This is a genomic window from Pseudomonadota bacterium (assembly GCA_018823135.1).
Classification (GTDB): Bacteria; Desulfobacterota; Desulfobulbia; order Desulfobulbales; family CALZHT01; genus JAHJJF01.
In genome coordinates this window covers 24,537-42,668 of sequence record JAHJJF010000064.1, presented here as the reverse complement: position 1 = coordinate 42,668, position 18,132 = coordinate 24,537, and the positions used below count along the sequence as shown (strand labels likewise).

Annotated in this window: 16 protein-coding genes; 6 read left to right on the top strand and 10 right to left on the bottom strand. The window is 48.2% G+C overall.

Features of this window, described 5'->3' with window-relative positions; genetic code table 11:
- The first annotated feature begins 83 nt into the window (after positions 1–83).
- Both leuB and KKE17_06325 read left to right on the top strand, forming a co-directional pair.
- A complete protein-coding gene (gene leuB, locus KKE17_06330; protein MBU1709605.1) occupies positions 84–1,196 on the top strand; it encodes a 3-isopropylmalate dehydrogenase in 1,113 nt (370 codons plus the stop codon).
- Positions 1,197–1,231: 35 nt separating this feature from the next.
- Positions 1,232–1,786 (top strand): YbhB/YbcL family Raf kinase inhibitor-like protein, encoded by a 555-nt coding sequence (locus KKE17_06325; protein ID MBU1709604.1) that lies wholly within the window; start codon positions 1,232–1,234, stop codon positions 1,784–1,786.
- Positions 1,787–1,859: 73 nt separating this feature from the next.
- On the opposite strand, the gene msrB is transcribed toward KKE17_06325, so the two are convergent.
- Entirely contained in the window at positions 1,860–2,909 is a 1,050-nt protein-coding gene (gene msrB / locus KKE17_06320) for a peptide-methionine (R)-S-oxide reductase MsrB (GenBank protein ID MBU1709603.1), read from the bottom strand.
- A 502-nt stretch (positions 2,910–3,411) separates the two neighbouring features.
- On the opposite strand from msrB, the gene KKE17_06315 reads away from it, so the two are divergent.
- The gene (locus tag KKE17_06315; GenBank protein ID MBU1709602.1) at positions 3,412–5,451 is read left to right on the top strand and encodes a PAS domain S-box protein; all 2,040 of its coding nucleotides are present in this window, start codon (positions 3,412–3,414) and stop codon (positions 5,449–5,451) included.
- Between the two features lie 34 nt (positions 5,452–5,485).
- Here KKE17_06315 and dinB read toward each other — a convergent pair whose 3' ends face one another.
- Positions 5,486–6,664, bottom strand: coding sequence for a DNA polymerase IV (gene dinB, locus KKE17_06310; GenBank protein MBU1709601.1), 1,179 nt, complete (start codon positions 6,662–6,664; stop codon positions 5,486–5,488).
- A gap of 479 nt (positions 6,665–7,143) precedes the next feature.
- Between dinB and KKE17_06305 the strand changes: the two genes are divergently transcribed.
- Positions 7,144–8,118 carry a GGDEF domain-containing protein gene (locus KKE17_06305; GenBank protein MBU1709600.1) on the top strand — a complete coding sequence of 325 codons (975 nt, stop codon included), beginning with the start codon at positions 7,144–7,146 and terminating at the stop codon, positions 8,116–8,118.
- Positions 8,119–8,436: 318 nt separating this feature from the next.
- Positions 8,437–9,624 (top strand): 3-phosphoglycerate dehydrogenase, encoded by a 1,188-nt coding sequence (locus tag KKE17_06300; GenBank protein MBU1709599.1) that lies wholly within the window; start codon positions 8,437–8,439, stop codon positions 9,622–9,624.
- 11 nt (positions 9,625–9,635) lie between these two features.
- On the opposite strand, the gene KKE17_06295 is transcribed toward KKE17_06300, so the two are convergent.
- Positions 9,636–10,781, bottom strand: a complete 1,146-nt coding sequence (locus KKE17_06295) for a DUF3365 domain-containing protein (GenBank protein MBU1709598.1) — start codon at positions 10,779–10,781, stop codon at positions 9,636–9,638.
- Between the two features lie 195 nt (positions 10,782–10,976).
- Positions 10,977–11,288: a septum formation initiator family protein gene (locus KKE17_06290; GenBank protein ID MBU1709597.1), complete on the bottom strand. Its 312-nt coding sequence runs from the start codon at positions 11,286–11,288 to the stop codon at positions 10,977–10,979.
- Between the two features lie 134 nt (positions 11,289–11,422).
- On the opposite strand from KKE17_06290, the gene KKE17_06285 reads away from it, so the two are divergent.
- Positions 11,423–11,845 carry a DUF523 domain-containing protein gene (locus KKE17_06285; protein ID MBU1709596.1) on the top strand — a complete coding sequence of 141 codons (423 nt, stop codon included), beginning with the start codon at positions 11,423–11,425 and terminating at the stop codon, positions 11,843–11,845.
- On the opposite strand, the gene KKE17_06280 is transcribed toward KKE17_06285, so the two are convergent.
- The 6 genes from KKE17_06280 to secD all read right to left on the bottom strand — a co-directional run bounded on the left by KKE17_06280 (position 11,846) and on the right by secD (position 18,111).
- Positions 11,846–12,328 (bottom strand): hypothetical protein, encoded by a 483-nt coding sequence (locus KKE17_06280; protein ID MBU1709595.1) that lies wholly within the window; start codon positions 12,326–12,328, stop codon positions 11,846–11,848.
- An 83-nt stretch (positions 12,329–12,411) separates the two neighbouring features.
- On the bottom strand, positions 12,412–13,107 hold the full coding sequence (locus KKE17_06275; protein MBU1709594.1) for a twin-arginine translocase subunit TatC: 696 nt from the start codon (positions 13,105–13,107) through the stop codon (positions 12,412–12,414).
- Between the two features lie 99 nt (positions 13,108–13,206).
- On the bottom strand, positions 13,207–14,034 hold the full coding sequence (locus KKE17_06270; protein ID MBU1709593.1) for a phosphoribosylformylglycinamidine synthase subunit PurQ: 828 nt from the start codon (positions 14,032–14,034) through the stop codon (positions 13,207–13,209).
- Positions 14,035–14,058: 24 nt separating this feature from the next.
- Positions 14,059–14,712, bottom strand: coding sequence for an HD domain-containing protein (locus tag KKE17_06265; protein MBU1709592.1), 654 nt, complete (start codon positions 14,710–14,712; stop codon positions 14,059–14,061).
- A 79-nt stretch (positions 14,713–14,791) separates the two neighbouring features.
- Positions 14,792–15,514 carry a YkgJ family cysteine cluster protein gene (locus KKE17_06260; GenBank protein ID MBU1709591.1) on the bottom strand — a complete coding sequence of 241 codons (723 nt, stop codon included), beginning with the start codon at positions 15,512–15,514 and terminating at the stop codon, positions 14,792–14,794.
- Positions 15,515–15,522: 8 nt separating this feature from the next.
- The gene (secD, locus tag KKE17_06255) at positions 15,523–18,111 is read right to left on the bottom strand and encodes a protein translocase subunit SecD (protein ID MBU1709590.1); all 2,589 of its coding nucleotides are present in this window, start codon (positions 18,109–18,111) and stop codon (positions 15,523–15,525) included.
- Positions 18,112–18,132 lie beyond the last annotated feature (21 nt).

Genomic DNA, 18,132 nt, shown 5'->3' with positions numbered 1-18,132 from the left:
ACCAATGGTTTTTTTGAGGAATAAATGCCTTCAGGCTATGGAGCTACACAGCAATTATTGCGCACATTTTAAGGAGTCACATGATGTCACATAAAGTTCTCGTTCTTCCCGGAGATGGAATCGGTGGGGAAGTTGTTGCCGAAGCGTTGAAGGTTTTAAAGGTGCTGGAAGAAGATCAAGGCTTGAAAATTGTCCTTGAGGAAGCATTGGTGGGCGGCTGCGCCTATGATGATTGCGGCAAGCCGCTGCCGGAGGAAACATTGCGCCTTGCCCGGGAAGCCGATGCCGTGCTTCTGGGAGCGGTGGGTGGACCGAAATGGGAGCCCTTACATATTTCTGTACGTCCGGAAAAAGCCTTGCTGGGATTGCGTTCCGAGCTTGAACTTTTTGCCAATCTTCGCCCGGTGAAATGTTATCCTGCCCTTGAGGCGAAATCTCCGCTGAACACAGAGCTTGTCAGTGGCCTTGATATGATGATTGTCCGGGAACTCACCGGTGGTATTTATTTCGGGCAGCCCCGCGGCGTGCGGATCCTTGAAAATGGCGAACGTCAGGGCTACAATACGCTGGTGTATTCCGAGTCGGAGATCAGACGGATCGGGCGCACGGCCTTTGAAATCGCCATGAAACGCGATAAGCGTGTTGTTTCTGTGGACAAGGCAAATGTTTTGGAATGTACTGAATTATGGCGTGAGGTTATGGCCGAAGTGGCACAGGACTATCCCGAGGTTGTGTTGAAGAACATGTATGTGGACAATGCCGCAATGCAGATTGTCTGCGCGCCGAAACAGTTTGATGTAATGGTCACGACAAATCTGTTCGGGGACATACTCTCAGATTGCGCCTCTGTCGCCTCAGGATCCATTGGCATGCTGCCGTCTGCTTCGCTTGACGCCAACAATAAGGGGATGTATGAACCTATTCACGGGTCGGCGCCGGATATTGCAGGCAAACAGATTGCCAATCCCCTGGCGACAATTTTATCGGCGGCCATGATGTTGCGATATTCTTTTAATCAGGAGTTCATGGCCGGTCTGATTGAGCAGGCGGTCACCAGGACCCTTACGGAAGGCTATCGCACCGGGGACATCTATTCAGCAGGATGCAAAAAGGTCAGCACTGGTGAAATGGGTGACGCGGTGGTCGTTGCCCTGCGAAATCAGTCGACGGAATATTTACAGGCCGGCAACAGTTGATGGTTTACTGCTAACAGATAAACAAGGAGGGTATTATGAAGAAAATGTATGGAATGATAATTTGCTGTGTTTTCTTTTTTGTGCAAAACTCTTTTGCGGGCGATTTTACACTTTCAAGCCCCCAGCTGATCCCTGATGGGAGGATGAGCCATGATCAGGTGTATTCAGGTTTTGGTTGTGACGGGAAAAATATCTCACCGGAACTGAACTGGAAAAATGCGCCTGCAAATACAAAAAGTTTTGCGGTGAACGTCTATGACCCGGATGCACCCACCGGAAGCGGCTGGTGGCACTGGGTGGTCTTCAATGTTCCTGGTGATGTCAATCAGCTCAAGGAAGATGCCGGCAATGTAGCGAAAGGGCTGGCGCCAGCCGGAAGTATCCAGAGCCGGACGGATTATGGGCAGCCCGGTTATGGAGGCGCCTGTCCGCCGGCGGGAGACAAACCCCATCGTTATCATTTTACGGTGTATGCCCTGGATGTTGTCAGTCTTCCCTTGAATGTCGATTCTTCCGCTGCTTTGGTGGGGTTTTATCTGAACAGCCATGCTATTGATAAGGCACGGCTTACCGTACATTATTCGCGATAGCATTTTCATGGGTCAAAAGAAAGGGGCTGCCCTTATTGGGACAGCCCCTTTTCAGTGGTCTTCTTGTTATTTATTATTTTTCAAAGAGTTTTTTAAATTCGCCGTAGCCTTCCTTTTCAAGATTCTCTGCCGGGATAAAGCGCAGTGCAGCGGAATTGATACAATACCGCAGATTGGTTGGCGCCGGGCCGTCGTCAAAGACATGCCCGAGATGCGAGTCAGCGCCGGTGCTTCGGACTTCGGTTCTGGTTTGGAAAAATTTACGGTCAACATGGTCGGTGATATTTTCAGGGACCAGCGGTTTGCTGAAGCTCGGCCATCCTGTACCGGATTTGTATTTGTCGGTTGAGCTGAAAAGAGCTTCTCCTGAAACGATATCCACATAGATCCCCGGTTTTTTATTATCCCAGTATTCGTTGTCAAAGGCGGGTTCGGTGCCCTCTTCCTGAGTGACCCGATACTGCAACGGGGTGAGTTTCTTCTTCAGTTCTTCCTTGCTCGTCGTATTTGTTTTTTCTTTATCCCATACTCCGGCTAAAAATTTATCGCGTCCAGAGCCGTATCGGTAGACCTTGTATCGTAGCGGGTTGGTTTTGTAGTAATCCTGATGATAGTCCTCTGCCTTGTAGAAAGTTGTTGCAGGTTTGATCGGCGTTACAATGGACTTTTCGAAAATCTTTTTCCCGGCGAGATCGGCCTTGGATTGTTCGGCAAGTTGTTTCTGCTCTTCATCGTGATAGAAGATTCCGGTAGTGTAGGCATTGCCCCGGTCGGCAAACTGGCCGCCACCATCGGTGGGGTCGATCTGACGCCAGAACACATCAAGAAGTTTCTGATAATTGACAATTGCCGGGTCGTAGTCAATTTCAATTACTTCAATGTGCCCTCCATTGGAATAATTCTCATAGGTTGGGTTTTGCGTGGTGCCTCCCATATAACCCGATATCACTGAATTTACGCCGGGCAACTGTTCAAAGGGTTTTTCCATACACCAGAAGCAACCGCCGGCGAAAGTTGCTTTTTGGGATTTAACAGTTCCTGCCTGGGCAAACTGGCCCAACAGCATGACCGCAAAAAAAACACCGACAAGCAATGGCAGCAGTACTGATAAATTATCTTTCATAATATTTCCTCCCCTGCATAATGCAGTCGTGATTGGTTCTTTTCTGAATCAGTAGGTATTTCTATTAATAGTAATCATTCTTGAAAGCAAGTAAAGGTTTGACGAGCAAGCTGAAATCCATACCCCGCGGCCAGAAGCCGTTGTTTTCCCTTCGGAGGGTTTTTCAATAACTTCATGCAATCTATAAAAAGTTCTGGGTCTGATTGGCGAACAAAAAAGCGAGAGAAAGGATTGCAGTTGAATGACCGGCAGCGGCAAGATCCTCATCGCCGTAGTTATTCGTTACTGGGTATCGATAGAATAATTTCTTCTATCATAGCATTTATGACTAATGCAAATGATTTACCTTTGTCCGGATGCCTCACTGAAATCTTCCGTGTCATGCAAGATAAATTTTTGTGCACAACCAATAGCTGGACTTTGAAAAGAAAATTAATTAAAATATCATCTTGATTTTATTAAACTTTTACCTATCTCTTAATAAGAGTTTGAGGTGTGTTAATTGGCTGCAAAAAATACCTGCGAAGATCTGGAACAAAAGATCAAAGAACTCGAGGCTGAAGTTCTTTCATGTAAACAAAAGAATGCATCTCTTGAAAAAAAAGGGAAGTATCTCCAGGCATTTCTCGACAATACCAACCTGCCGATTTATCTGAAAACAGCTGATTATAAGTACATGCTCATTAATAGAGAATATGAGCGATTGGCGCATATTACCAATGAAGAGATAATCGGCAAAACGGATTTTGAGATCTTTCCCGAGTCCGTCGCCGAGCTGTTTCGTTCTCAGGATATCCTGGTCAAAAAAAGCAAAAAAAACGTCGAGTTTCGTGAAACCATCCCCCTTGCAGATGGCATACACACCTTTATTACCTCCAAGTTTCCCCTGTATGATGATAATGATCAAATCTGCGCGGTGGGCGGTGTTTGCACCGATATTACTGAAATCAATCAGATCAAGGAGGATTTGAAGGAGAGCGAAGAAAAATATCGTAAACTCTTCACCAATGAGATTGATGCTATTGCCATCTTCGATATAGAGACCAGGAAGATTCTAGATGTAAACTGCGCTTTTTTGAAACTCTACGGTTATGGCCGTAAGGAGGCATTAAGTCTTACTGCCGATGATATAAGCGCCGAATCTGAAAAAACCAGGCAGGCCATTCACCAGGCTGCGGTTGTCGGGGAAGATACGCTGATCCTGAGAAGACGCCACCGAACAAAAGACGGCACTGAGATTATTGTGACTCTTTCAGCCGGATCATTTGTCTGGAAGGGCCGGGATGTCATGTTTTCGATAATCCGCGATATCTCCGCCCATGTGAAGGCAGACGAAGAAAAAGCAGCGCTTGAAACACAGCTCCGGCAGGTTTATAAAATGGAGGCGATTGGCACCATGGCCGGGGGTATTGCCCATGATTTCAATAATATCCTGACGATCATTGTCGGCAATGCGGATCTTGCCAGATACACAATCGGTGAAAATGATCCGGCCAGGATAAATATTGAAAATATTATCGGAGCATCCAGTCGCGCCAGGGAAATTGTCCGTCAAATACTTACCTTCAGCAGCCAGGCGAAACAGAATTTTATTCCGGTAAATCCGGCGCTGATTTTTAATGAAGCCATGCAGCTGCTTCGTTCTACCATCCCCGCAACCATTGAAATCAACCAGCAGATTGATGCAAACTGCAAAACCATTAATGCGGATTCAACCCAGCTTAATCAGGTATTGATCAACCTGTGCAGCAATGCGGTATCCGCCATGGATGAAAATGGTTGCCTCGAATTGAGCTTGAAGGAAGTCAACCTGAAAGCCAAAGACCTCGGCCGACGGCTTGGCATGAAGCCCGGGAAATTCATCAGGCTTTCGGTGAGGGATAACGGTCCGGGAATCAATCCGGAGAATCAGGAGCGGATTTTTGACCCCTTCTTTACTACAAAGGAGGCGGGGAAAGGCACGGGAATGGGGTTGTCGGTGGTGCATGGTATTGTTACCAATCACGGCGGCATGATCATTGTTGAAAGTGAACCGGGTGCGGGCGCAACATTTCATGTGTATTTCCCGGTTATCGCAGAAAAAACCGGTGTGCCGAAAGATGAGTCTGAAAAAGTGTCTTCAGGCGTCGAGCACATCATGTTTGTCGATGATGAAGAGGCCCTTGTGGCCATCGGCACCCAAATGCTTGAGCTGCAGGGATACCGGGTTTCAGCCATGACCAGCAGTATCGAGGCCCTTGAGGCTTTCAAGGCTGCCCCTCACGCTGTAGATCTGGTGATCACCGACCAGACAATGCCCAATATGACAGGGGCTCAACTGGCCACGGCACTTCTTAAGGTCCGGGCTGATATCCCCATCATCCTCTGCACCGGATACAGCTCCAAAATTTCAGAGGAAAAAGCAAAAGCGCTTGGCGTCCGCGATTTTTTCATGAAGCCGTTTAACATGAAGCAATTGAGTCAGTTAGTAAGGAAAACTCTGGACAGTAGTGAAAATGATATTGCTGCAAAGCTGAACGCTACGAGATTAGAGACAATTTGATGCAATTGCCGGTCTAACCGCCTGCAACCAATAGCTATTGTTTTTCTTTTTTCATCAGGGCGCCTGGAATGATTGTCGAGGTGCCGAATTTTTCTTCGATATTGTCAATCGCCTGGTGAAGCCGTTTTCTTTTGCCGGTCCTTTCATCCGTGCCAAAAAGATTCATCTGATACGCTTCCTGGTTCGACTCCAGATTTGAGAGAGAAACCCCAAGCAGACGCACCGGCTTTTCGCAGGCCCTTGTTTTGGCGAGCAAGCTGCAGATTTCTCTGTAAATCGTCATATTGTCGTCGGTTGCAATCTTTAATGTTGCCGCGCGGCTCACCTGTTGGAAATCATTATATTTCACTTTGAGGGATATGGTTTTTCCCAGGAGATGGTTTCCTCTGAGACGCTTTCCGACGCGAATTGATAATTCCAGAAGTTGCCGATAGATGATTTCCTGATTGATGAGATCGGTTTCAAATGTTTCTTCATGGCCGATTGATTTAATCAGCCGTTCGGTATCCACCGGTCTGGTGTCAATACCGAGGGATGACTGAAGCATCATGCCCCCCATCTTGCCGAACTTATTGATCAGCAATTCTTCGGGAAGCCGGGAAAGATCGCCGATGGTATGCACCCCAAGGAGAATTAGTTTGCTTCTGGTGGTTTTCCCCACACCCCAGAGTTTTTCAATGGGAAGACCGGCAAGAAATGTTTGTTCATTCCCCGCAGGGACCATGGTGAGCCCGTCAGGTTTTTTTATATCAGAGGCGATTTTGGCAATGAGTTTTGAAGATGCCACACCGGCTGAGGCTGTGAGCCCGGTTTCCTGTTTTATTAATTTTCTGATTGCCTCGGCAATCTCATGACCTGATCCGAAATGTTTTGATGCAGTGACATCGAGAAAGGCCTCATCAAGGGAGATGGGCTCGACCAACGGCGTAAATCTCGTAAATAAGTCCTGAATGATATCTGAAACCTCCTTGTATCGATGCATGCGCACCGGCAGAAAAACACCGCCCGGACAGAGTTTTCTTGCCGTGAGGATGGGCAGGGCCGAGTGGACACCGTAAGTTCTGGCCTCATAAGAAGCTGCCGAAACAACGCCTCGATTGCCCGAGCCGCCGACGATTACCGGCTTTCCCTTGAATTCTGGATTATCATGAACTTCAATGGAGGCGTAAAACGCATCCATGTCTATGTGAATGATTGTGCGCTGATTTTGCATAGAAAAAGTATTGAAGCTCCCTGCTCCAGGAAAGCTATGATCCCAAACTGCGAAAAATGCACTCGCTGTTGATGTTCAAAAAAAATGAATTAGTTTTTATACAGGTCAGTCGGAAAAGGTTTTGTCATCTTTAGGTGTATACATTAATTCCCATAAGAAATAAATTCCCGGAAAAAAGTGTTATATATTTGACGGTTTTTGAAATTATCGTTTTGCGAACGCATGAACTTTGTACCGACAAGGTATCCTGGTCAATCTCCAGGCGAGATAATTTTGTATTTTATTTCAGCGTGTTAGGTTGTTTTCGGCAGTATTTTTTTACAGCGGTATATATTTATTCCTGAGGGCATTTTGGTCTGGCACAAAAATAGCATAATGACGGAGCAGTACATTTTTCGCAAAGAAATCTGCACCGGAGAAAACAAAATATGAATACAGCGGTTAGCCTGGCTTATAATGTAAAACATGGTGGTGAAGGAATGACCGATCTTAATGTCGACTCCCTGATGGGGGAACTTCATCGATACCGGCAGCAATCAGAACGGTTGATGCGGATTAATGAATTACACAGTCGTCTTGCTGGAGCTGTAGACTTAACGGCGATGATCGAAGCCTATTCCGTCTGGCTTACACCGGCTTTAAATCATGAACTTATCGCTTATAACGACAGGGAAAAAGGGCATGTGCATATGTTCTGCTCCAGCCACGGACCTGATCGTCGTCTGCGCATGCATGAAGCGCAAAAGGCTTTGAGCTGTTTTTCGGAAATTGAAGACTCCGCCTGCTTTACAAACAATGGATTTTTTGTCCGCACCTGGCAGGTGGAAATGAATAACAGTGATGGATTTCTCCTGCTTATGAGACCGGATAAGGAGTTTGCCCCGGAAGAAGCAAAAATGGTGGACGATTCCCTGGATATCTTGAGTGATTCTCTGTTTCGGGCCATCGGCTATGAGGACCTTTTCATCCAGGCCAGACATGATGCGCTGACCGGTCTTGCCAACCGCCGGGTTTTTGAAGAACGCCTTGTCCCGATGCTTGATAATGCCAGCCGTCACGGGCATCCTTTGAGCCTTGCAAGTATGGATCTTGATAATTTCAAACAGGTTAATGATGCTCTTGGACATGCTAAAGGCGACGAAGCCTTAAAAGCCGTAGCCCGAGCCTTATCCAAGAAGGTGAGGAGCAGCGACCTCCTGGTTCGCATGGGAGGCGATGAATTCATGCTGGCATTGCCGGATACCGAAATACAGGCAGCCCAATTGCTTGCCAATCGTCTCTGTGAAACGGTGGAAAACCTGAATATTCAGGTTCCCGGGGGAGGCAAACTCGGTATAAGCATCGGGCTTGTCCAGTGGAACAAGGATTTCAGCAGCGAAGAATGGCTGCAGCGCACGGATGAAGCGTTATATCAGGCCAAGGCTGCCGGCCGGTCAAGAGTCTGCCTCGGATAAGCCGTATTAATCATACAATGCGGTAGTTGTTTTGCTGTGCTTCTCCTCCTCAACCAGGGTGTTGTTTCGAAGGGCCCCCGCTGCTTCTGCAACACTCTGGTTGCGGATTTTTTTATTTTCATTACTATATCACTGATGTTGATGCATGATTTGATTTTTTGCGGCAGTGATCCTCTCCCGTTCCCGAGATTCAGGGTTCATTTACAAAAGACATCTTTCGCTCTATGGTTAATTACTGAGGCGAGTCCTCAACCCCGAATTTTTCATGAACAGTTTTGAATAATTCTGGCTCATTTGAAACAGAGGAGACCGGGAAAGATGGAACCAATCAGGATCAAGACCATAAATAAAATAGCCCAGGAAGGCCTGGTCCTTTTTGGCGATGCCTACAGCGTGGGTCCGGATCAGGAAGACCCGCAGGGCATAATTGTCCGCAGTTCGCAACTGGATACTGATGTCTATCCGAACCTGCTGGCGGTTGCCAGGGCCGGCGCCGGGGTAAACAATATTACCGTTGATAAGGCAACGGCCAAGGGGATTTGTGTTTTTAATACTCCGGGGGCCAATGCCAATGCAGTTGCCGAACTTGTTTTTATCATGCTGGGGATTGAAGCAAGAAACATTCGGCAGGGGGTTGATTTCTGCCGCAGTCTCTCAGATTTGTCCGATGAAAAAATAACAAAGGAAGTTGAAAAGAAAAAAGCCGCCTTCCGCGGTTTTGAACTTGCCGGGAAAACTCTCGGCGTCCTCGGGCTCGGTAAGATCGGCGTCAGGGTGGCAAACGGCGGCGCTCTGCGGGGCATGAAGGTTATCGGCTTCGACCCCTCTCCGGCAATCGAAAACATTCATCAATTATCTCCGGAAGTGGTGATTTCACGCTCCATTGATGAAGTGATCAGCAACGCAAACATTCTGAGCATCCATGTGCCGCTTTCGGACAAAACGTCCCGATTGGTAAATGGGGAACTTATCAGTCGTTTGCCGGACGACGCGACCATCGTTAACTATGCCCGGGCACCCATTGTCGATGAAGATGCGGTGCTTGCGGCCCTTGATTCAGGGAAATTGAGCGGCTATCTGACGGATTTTCCAACCAGCAAAAGTCTTAATCATCCGAAGGTTCTGGTCTCGCCTCACCTGGGAGCAAGTACGGAAGAATCCGAAGAGCAATGCGCCTGCATGGCGGTAAGTGAAATAAAATCATACTTCGAATACGGCACCGTGATCCACAGTGTCAATTTTCCGACAGTCGAATCCATCCCCTCCGGGAATGTTCATACGCGGTTGATCATGATTAATCGGGATATACCGGGAATGATCGGTTTTGCATCACACACCATCGGCTCACACGGGATCAATATCAACAGTTATCTCAACTCGAGCAATGGGGCAATCGGCTATAATATCATTGATCTGGAGCAGGCTATTTCAAAAGATCAGCTGGCGGCCATTGATGCCAATCCGGATGTCATCCGCACCCGGACAATTGTCTACAGGAAAAGCTGATACCAGCGGTTTCAGGTATCAGAATCGGTTTTTTTGGGATACATCGTATCGTAAAATTCCGGATATAATTCCTGCGCACAGTCCGGGCAGATGCTGTGACTGAATTCCGCTTCCGAATGGTCGCGGACATACGTTTCAATCTGGTTCCAATACCCTTTATCGTCGCGGATTTTCTTACATGATGCGCAGATGGGCAGGAAGCCGCTTAAGGTTTTCACCTTGTCAAGGGCTTGCCGAAGAGCTTTGGTGCGTTCTGCCACCTTTCCTTCAAGCTGGTCCATGTTGCGGCGCAACTCTTTGGACATGGTATTGAAGGCGGTTGTCATCTCCTGAAGCTCTTTGCCGTCTGGAAGGGGGATTTCTTCGCCAAGCGGGGTTTCTTTATTGGCGATTTTGAGAGCCTTATCTTTTATGCGCAGAATCGGTTTGATGATCTGTTTTTTATTTATCTGAATGATCAGGAAATACAGCAGGAAAAGAACCCCGAGAAGTATTGCGCCGAGTTGGATAGTAATCTTATTGGCATTTGCGTAGGCACGATCCAGGGGTATCCTGATTGATACCGCGGAAACCACTTCGTCAAGTTCCCGGTTGAAACTTCTTTCCGGACCGTAATATTTGACCAGGTCGGCCGGGGCCTGATCAGGAGTGGTGTGACATCTGAGGCAGGATTGCTCCATGGATTCGCCGCGGCGTAACACTACAAAGAAGGGGACCTCATCGATTATCCGGATGCTTGTCTGGTTTGTAAGCTCGGGCTTGCTGTTAAGTTCGGAGATAAAGGCTTTTTCAAATGCGTCCGCCTCATTTAAGGGGCTTCGAGCGTTGATGGCGCATTCCTTATAGTAATATTCTTCGGTGGAGATCGGTTCGAATAATTTGGTTATCTGTCTGATTGCATAGGTGGAGGACATCCATGCAGGTTCAAAATATTCAGCAGGCCTGAAAGGATCGGAAAACTCAAAAAGCTTTGGCTTTAATTCATGGGAATAAAAGGAGTGGATTGCAAGATTGTGGTTGAGAATTATCATTGCCTTTGATTCGGCCTCGATCAGGGCCTGGTGGCGCATATGATAATTCACCAGGAGAATAATAATAATTCCCGCGGCAAAAAAAAGGCTGCTTATGGTGATGGAAAATCGTGTGCTTATTGACATGAGATTACTATATTGGCAGTTAATTTTGGGCTGCGATGTTTAGAAAAATCCCTTTATTATGGGCAATATTGATTTCGTGTTTAAAGGGAATTGTCTCACAGGGTAGGCCTGATTACAATAATAACTGTCAACTTTTTTACCGTGGTTTCATGAAAAAGCAGTCAGGCCTTTATCCGGATCGAAAGAGATGGCGGGTTATTGTTTTATCTTCTGTTTTTTGAAATCAAATAGGATTTCATTTTCCTTTATAAGCCCGTATTGTTCGCGGGCAACTTTTTCTATGTATGACGGATCGTTGGTGAGCCTGTTGATTTCTTCCTGCAGCCCTTTAATTTCATTCTGCAATCGCGAGTTGTCGACTGTGATATTCTGGAGATCGTTTTGCAGGCGGGTATATCTGAGGATCCCAAAGGGGGAAAAAATCACGAAAAGAGCCACAATGATGAGGGCAACAGTGCTTAAAAGCAGCAGCCGTTTTTTTTCTGTTTTTGTTAGGTTTTGTGCCATGGCCTGTTTTTCGATCAATCTTTTTTGTACAGAAGCATTTCATAGCATGGATGTTTATTCGTCGCAATCTGTTATGTGAACAAAGAGGTCATATTCCGTAGCTCAACAAGTGGAAACGGATTATAACTACTCCGATGGCAATAGTATATCCCAAAACAATATATCTTGTCAGTGCCTGCCTGGTGGGCTTAAGAACCCGCCACGATGGCTGCGCAAATGATAATGCCGCCTGCCTTGCGGCGTTGTCCGGAAGTTACTGGGTGCCGGTTTGCCCGGAACAGCTGGGCGGGCTCTCCACGCCCCGGGTTGCGGCTGACCTTGCCGGCGGCAATGGGCATGATGTGCTGGCGGGCAAGGCAAGAGTTGTTACCCGGCAGGGAGATGATGTCACAAAAGCTTTTGTGACGGGTGCCCAGCAGGTTCTGAAAATTGCTCAGATGCTCGCCGTTTCAGGGGTTTTTTTTAAAGCCCGAAGTCCTTCCTGTGGTGTTTCAACAAATATCGGAGTGACTGCCGCATTGCTGGAGAAAAACGGTTTTTCAGTCAGAGAGTTCTGATCAGGAGCGGGGTATGAAAGAATCTATTTCTCTGCCGAATCCACTATTATCGACAAAATAGCATTCCACATGGTTGCCGCGGACAAGCCTGACAATGGCATTTTTCTGGACTTTATTATGGGTTGGTTTTTCAAGGGTGAAATCGATCTTGAGTTTATCCCCTCGTTGAACGGTGGTAAACGACGTAGTGTTGAAGGTGATGCTTTTCTTGGTCACATGAATATTCTGTATTTTCCCTCTGGCATAATTCCTGGTTAAATTAACAAACTCACCGTTAAGACTGGTAAGCTGCTGTCTGAGCCTGACAAAATCAAGTTTTATGAAAAATTCTTTCTTGCAGCTGCATTTTACCTTGATTGTCCCCTGAATATTTTTGAACCGGGTGACGGAAGTAGTCCTGAATTTATCGCAGAAAGGGCAGGTAATCACCGTTGAAGCCGGGCTTTCGACAAAAATTCTGATTATTTTTTTATCTTCTTCCACGGACCTTTACCGGAGAATGGATTGTCTGGTCCTGCCAACCATTGTCAATTGAGCAGTTGGTTTTAAAAAGAAAGAAACCGGAGTCATTTTATCCGGAGCACCTTGAGGACAAGAATCCCTATCTCATAGAGTAAATATAACGGGCCGCCCATGAGCAGCATGTTCACCACATCAGGAGTCGGTGTGAGAAGCGCGGCAACGATACAGATTGCCAGCACCGCATACCGTCTGTTTTTTTCAAAGACCTGGCGCGGACACAGGCCGGTTTTGGCGCTGAATATCATGAAAACCGGCAGTTGGAAAATGATCCCGAAGGCAAGGATGAACATCGTCACAAAGGTTACGAATTTTTCCACCGAGATAATTGGTTTCAGCTGGGTTGACTGGAAACCGAGGAGGAATTTCACCCCAAAGGGCAAGGTGATGAAATAGCAGAAGCTTGCGCCGCTGTAAAACAACAGGCAGGTGAAAATTATAAACCAGTTCCGGGTGCCGTTACTGAGCCCGAAGGGTTTTGCCAGGGCTTTCCAGAAGCAGTAAAGGGTAAATGGCATTACAACAAAAAGGGTCACGAAAAATGCAAGTTTCGCCTGGGACAGAAAAGGTTCTGCCACCGAGAAAAAGGCAAGTTGCTGATTGAGGTGGCCCTGCAGATTATGAAGGAGAACCGGGGAGATAAGGTAGAAGCCGATGCTGCCGCAGAGTATCAGGATACCCAGGGCGAGGATGGACTTTCGTAATTCATTAACAAAACTCAGTATCCGTTGGTGGGCTTCCAAGTTCTTAACCTGATGGCGCTATGATGGATTTATCTGGCCGTGCCCTTCTGACCATTTTTTTGCTTCATTGATCCTGCCCAAGAAGGGCACGGCGATCAGTTACAGAAGATTTTCCCTGATAAAATCAACGGCGTTTCTGAAAAGTACCACTCCCTGGCCTTCCTCGGGGAGGTCCTCCCGTGTCCAGCGCGGATGATTGGTCCGGTGCAGAAAGGCTTCCGGGTGCGGCATGAGTCCGAAAAGTCTGCCGCTGGGGTCACAGATGCCGGCAATTGAATCCGGAGAACCGTTAGGATTCAAGGGATAGCTCATGGTCGGCTGGTTAGTTTCAGGGTCGGCATAACGCAGTGCAATAAGCCCTTTATCCTGGATTCTTTTCAGGGTGTCGGCATCCCTGGTGACGAATTTTCCTTCGCCGTGCCGGATTGGGTAATAAAGTTTTTTCAGCCCTTTAGTGAAAATACAGGGAGAATTTTCATTCACCTGCAAGGTCACCCAGCGGTCTTCAAAGCGACCGGAATCGTTATATGTAAGACTCAGCTCCTGATTATCATAGTTGTTGTCAAAGCCGGGCAGCAGGCCGGTTTTGACCATGAGCTGGAAACCGTTGCAGACCCCGATGATCAGCTTGCCGTCTTTGATAAAGCGGACGAGTTGGTCCTGGAGTTTTTCTCCGGTTTTCAGGACCTTTGCGTACTTTAAGCGATGGGCGCCGGCTTTTCCTGCGCCGAGATCGTCGCCATCCAGAAAACCGCCCGGCAGATTAAGGAAATGGTAGTCATCAAGGGAATATTCCCCGTGGATAAGTTCGCTCATGTGAACGATATCGACCTGGTCGGCGCCTCCGAGTTTGCAGGCATGAGCCATTTCGACCTCGCAGTTGGTGCCGTAGCCGGTAATAACGATGGCCTTTACTTTGTTACTCATAACCGGATTTCTCCATCAACAATTTCATTTATTGGATAATGTCTTTTTGTCATGGCCGTAAATTTCACGCTCCAGGCGGTTGAAAAAGATATCCATGAATTCATGCCGTTCTGTCGCCAGTTTTCTGCCGATGGGAGTCAGCATGCGATCTTTGATTTTACACATCTTGACCTTGAACTCCCTGTATGCCGTATCCTCAACCGAATACGCCCGGGTGCCCTCGATACTGCTGTTATGGTTGTGCAATCGCGCGCCTACCTGACCTGCAAAAAGAAACGCCCTGCCAATGCCGATTGCGCCGATGGAATCCAGTTTGTCGGCGTCAAAAATAATTTTCGCCTCAAGGGATTCAGGAATATTTTCCCCCCGGTACCGGTGTGTAGTGATACAGTGGAGGATGGCGTCGATTGTCTCTTCTGGAAAATTGAAATCCTCAAGTATTTTCGTTGCCATTTCAGCGCCCTTTTCAGCATGGCACGTTTTGCCGCGGTTTGCTGTTTCATGGATTCTGCCGATATCGTGAAGAAGCGCTGCGGCGCTTAAGACGTCCATCCTGGCGCCCATTTTCCGGCCGATAAACAGGGCGACCCGGTGGACACGTTCGGTATGATCCGGACCGTGGCATCCACCCTTGCCATCGCAATATTCCTCTGAGATTTTCATGAGCCTTTCGGTCATTTCCGGGCCCAGAGGATAGGCCTCTGCCGTTGTGCTTTTTTGCTGCGGATCAGGGATAGACGCAATGAAACCCGGTTTATCATTCTCCAAGGAGTTCATTGTACAACCAGTGTATTCCTGCTTTGAGCAATTCTGCATCGTCATCTCTGTCGAATGTCACTGGACCAAGCTTGACGCCGGTTTCAGGATGTCCTGCCCAAATCCTGAATCCTTCGAGATTGTATAAAGCAAGCATGAAAGAATCAATCTGCTTTTTGTCGAGGGTGATGGTTTTGGCTTTTTTATCAAGAAGGATAGTGAGCACGAGATCATTAAAAGCATTGTAGGAGATCAATCCCTGTTCTTCGTTCCATTGGTCCACGGTCTGTTGCTCCGGCTGGGTAAAGCCTTTGCAATGCGGCTCGGTGAGCAACACATGAAAACTATGACTCACCCGGTCCGGGGTTTGAAAGGCGGCACGGCCCAGAGGATAGGTGCGGCAGGCGCCGGGGCGATCCTGGTAAACGCTGCAGCCGTCCGGTCCGACAAAGGGACAGCTGCCACGGCCGTCGTCAACCATGCCAAGGTAAATCTGTGGAAACGGCGATTCCGGGTTTTGCTCGACCAGGCAATACCGGTCAAGGAATTGCTCGGATGTGAGCCCGAGATTATTTTTGAGCCGTAAAACGTCATACGGGGTAAGCGCCAGCTCAAGCTCCCTGCAGCACTCGGTAAAACAAGGGACCCCTGCATGGCAGCGGAATTTGAACGCCGTGCCCTCCTCCAGACTGTGGACATGTTCGGGAATGATATCTTGAAGCATGGCAGGACTTACGCCTCCTTGTCCTTACGCCAGAGATAAAGCAGCGGGCTGGCAATAAATATCGAGGAATAGGTGCCCACCAGGATGCCGATCAGCAGGGCGAAGGAGAAATCGTGGATGACCTTGCCGCCGAAGAAATAGAGGGCGATCAAAGCCAGCGACGTAGTCAACGAAGCTATAATCGTCCGCCCGAGAACATCGTTGACGCTGCCGTTGATGATCCGCACAAGATCAAGGCCGCCGGATTTTTTGAGATTTTCTCTGATTCTGTCGAAAACAACCACCGTGTCGTTCAGGGAGTAACCGGCAAGGGTCAAAAGAGCGGTGACCATCAACAGGGTTATCTCGATATCCAGAATCCAGCAGATTCCCAGGACCACAAGGACATCGTGGAAGGTTGCCACTGCCGCGGCAAATCCGAAACGCAGGTCGAAGCGCAGCGCAAGATAGCAGATAACGCCGAACAGGGAAATGGCGATGGCCTGGAGCGCCTTATTCCTGAGTGTATCACTCACCGATGAGCCGATTTCCGACTGGCTTTCAAGTTCGAATTTTTTGTCGGCAAGATTTTCATTCAGGATTGTATTGGTCTGATCGGTGAGCTGGCCGACAACATCTTCTGATTTTTTGATTTTTACAATGAGCTGGTTCTCGTTTTCAACCAGCTGCAGATCTGCGTCCAGATTGTTTTGGGTAAAGGCGGTGCGCACCTCTTTTAATGAGAATGGTTGAGCTGCCTTATACTGCAGCAAGGTGCCGCCGGCGAAATCAACACCGAGATTCGCCTGCCCCCGCAGGATCTGTACAAAAGCGAGGAGGCCGACAAGTACCAATACTCCCGAGATGCAGAAGGTTATTTTCCGGATGCTCATGTAGTCAAGGTTGGGCCTTTTGATGAATTGGTAGAAATTGAGGGGTTTGAGTTTTTTCATGCTGTGCAGGGTGTCGTACACAATCCTGGTGGCGAATAATGTGGTGAACAGGTTGAAAATGACGCCCAGGCTCAAGGTTACTGCAAAACCCTTGATCGGCCCGGTGCCGAAGAGAAACAGCGCTAAAGAGGTGATCAGGGTGGTCACCTGGGAGTCGATGATTGTCGACAGGGCATTGTCGTAACCGCCTTCAACCCCGGATTTGACGGATTTTCCCAGGGCGAATTCCTCCCGCATTCGTTCAAAGATCAGAACGTTGGAATCAACCGCCATGCCTATGGCGAGGATGATACCGGCAATGCCGGGCAGGGTCAGGGTGGCATTCATCGTGGCAAGGCCTGCAAAAAGCAGCAGGATATTAAAGACCAGCGCCGCATTGGCAATTACCCCGGAAAGCCGGTAATAAAAAACCATGAAAAGCATTACCAGGAGGGTACCCAGCAGACCGGACATCAATCCTTTTTTTATGGAGTCATGGCCAAGGGAGGCGCCCACCGTGAGATTCTGGACAATTTCCACCGGTGCCGGAAGGGCGCCGACGCGCAGGACAATGGCCAGATCGGTGGCGTCTTCAAAGGTGAAACTGCCGGTGATCTGGGCACTGCCGCCGAGAATTTTCTCCTGAATACGCGGCGCTGACCGCACGACATTATCAAGTACAATCGCCAGGCGTTTTTTGACGTTTTTTTCGGTAATCTGGCCGAATACTTTGCCGCCGCGGCCGGTGAGGTCAAGGCTGACATAGGGTTCATTAAAGGTGCCGCCAACTCGTACCTGCGCATCCTTGACCATTTCACCGGTCATCAGGGTCTGGGTCTTGATCAGCATCGGGATGCGTCTTTCGATGAGGGTCTGGCGTTCGATATCCTTCTCAAAATATACCGCGGTGCCTGCAGGTAATTGAGATTGCAGGATCTGGTTGAGTTTACGGGTGTTTTCATTCCATGATTGTTTGGGGTTCCAGGACCATTGGCCGGAAGCCTCGGCCTGACCGATAAGGTTGAAAATGTCCACGCCGCCGGTTTCGTCCACCAGTTTGAATTCGAGCTGGGCGGTCTGGCCGATCAGGGCAAGGGCCCGTTCTGGGTCCTTGACGCCGGGAAGCTGGATGATGATTTCGTTATGTCCCTGCTTGACAATCACCGGTTCGGCAACACCGAACTGGTCAATGCGGTTTCTGATGATTTCAAGGGATTGGTTGACGGCGTTTTTATTAATGAAACTTATTTTTTCTTTATTAAGGGTCAAAATTATGCGCGGGAAGGATCCTTCCTCTGACATGACTTCAATGTCAAGATCGTCGGAAAAATCGCCCTTGACTGTTTCTTCAACGGTGCTCAAGGCGCCGGTGTTCGGCAGGGTGAAAACAACCTTATGGGGGTCCCCGGAATCGGTGCGGACCACGGAAATCTGTTTGTCAAGCAATGCCTCTTTTAAATCCTGGGCCGCGAAATTCAGGGTGTTTGCCGCTGCCTTGTCCAGGTCGACCCGCATTACGAGATGCATGCCGCCCTGGAGGTCCAGGCCAAGCCGTAGCCCTTCAGGCGCCAGGTACTTTTGCCACCAGTCCGGAAGGTTTTTATTAAAAGACGGCATGACGACGGCACCGCAGAAAAGGATAACCGAAATAAGAAAAATTAATTTCCATTTAAGGCTTCTGTTCATCTAGAGACTCCTTAGAGTTTT

Coding starts and splice junctions, on each gene's coding strand:
- leuB (MBU1709605.1), top strand. CDS start 84: ATGTCACATAAAGTTCTCGTTCTTCCCGGAGATGGAATCGGTGGGGAA.
- KKE17_06325 (MBU1709604.1), top strand. CDS start 1,232: ATGAAGAAAATGTATGGAATGATAATTTGCTGTGTTTTCTTTTTTGTG.
- msrB (MBU1709603.1), bottom strand. CDS start 2,909: ATGAAAGATAATTTATCAGTACTGCTGCCATTGCTTGTCGGTGTTTTT.
- dinB (MBU1709601.1), bottom strand. CDS start 6,664: ATGCAAAATCAGCGCACAATCATTCACATAGACATGGATGCGTTTTAC.
- KKE17_06305 (MBU1709600.1), top strand. CDS start 7,144: ATGACCGATCTTAATGTCGACTCCCTGATGGGGGAACTTCATCGATAC.
- KKE17_06300 (MBU1709599.1), top strand. CDS start 8,437: ATGGAACCAATCAGGATCAAGACCATAAATAAAATAGCCCAGGAAGGC.
- KKE17_06295 (MBU1709598.1), bottom strand. CDS start 10,781: ATGTCAATAAGCACACGATTTTCCATCACCATAAGCAGCCTTTTTTTT.
- KKE17_06290 (MBU1709597.1), bottom strand. CDS start 11,288: ATGGCACAAAACCTAACAAAAACAGAAAAAAAACGGCTGCTGCTTTTA.
- KKE17_06285 (MBU1709596.1), top strand. CDS start 11,423: ATGGCAATAGTATATCCCAAAACAATATATCTTGTCAGTGCCTGCCTG.
- KKE17_06270 (MBU1709593.1), bottom strand. CDS start 14,034: ATGAGTAACAAAGTAAAGGCCATCGTTATTACCGGCTACGGCACCAAC.
- KKE17_06265 (MBU1709592.1), bottom strand. CDS start 14,712: ATGACCGAAAGGCTCATGAAAATCTCAGAGGAATATTGCGATGGCAAG.
- KKE17_06260 (MBU1709591.1), bottom strand. CDS start 15,514: ATGCTTCAAGATATCATTCCCGAACATGTCCACAGTCTGGAGGAGGGC.
- secD (MBU1709590.1), bottom strand. CDS start 18,111: ATGAACAGAAGCCTTAAATGGAAATTAATTTTTCTTATTTCGGTTATC.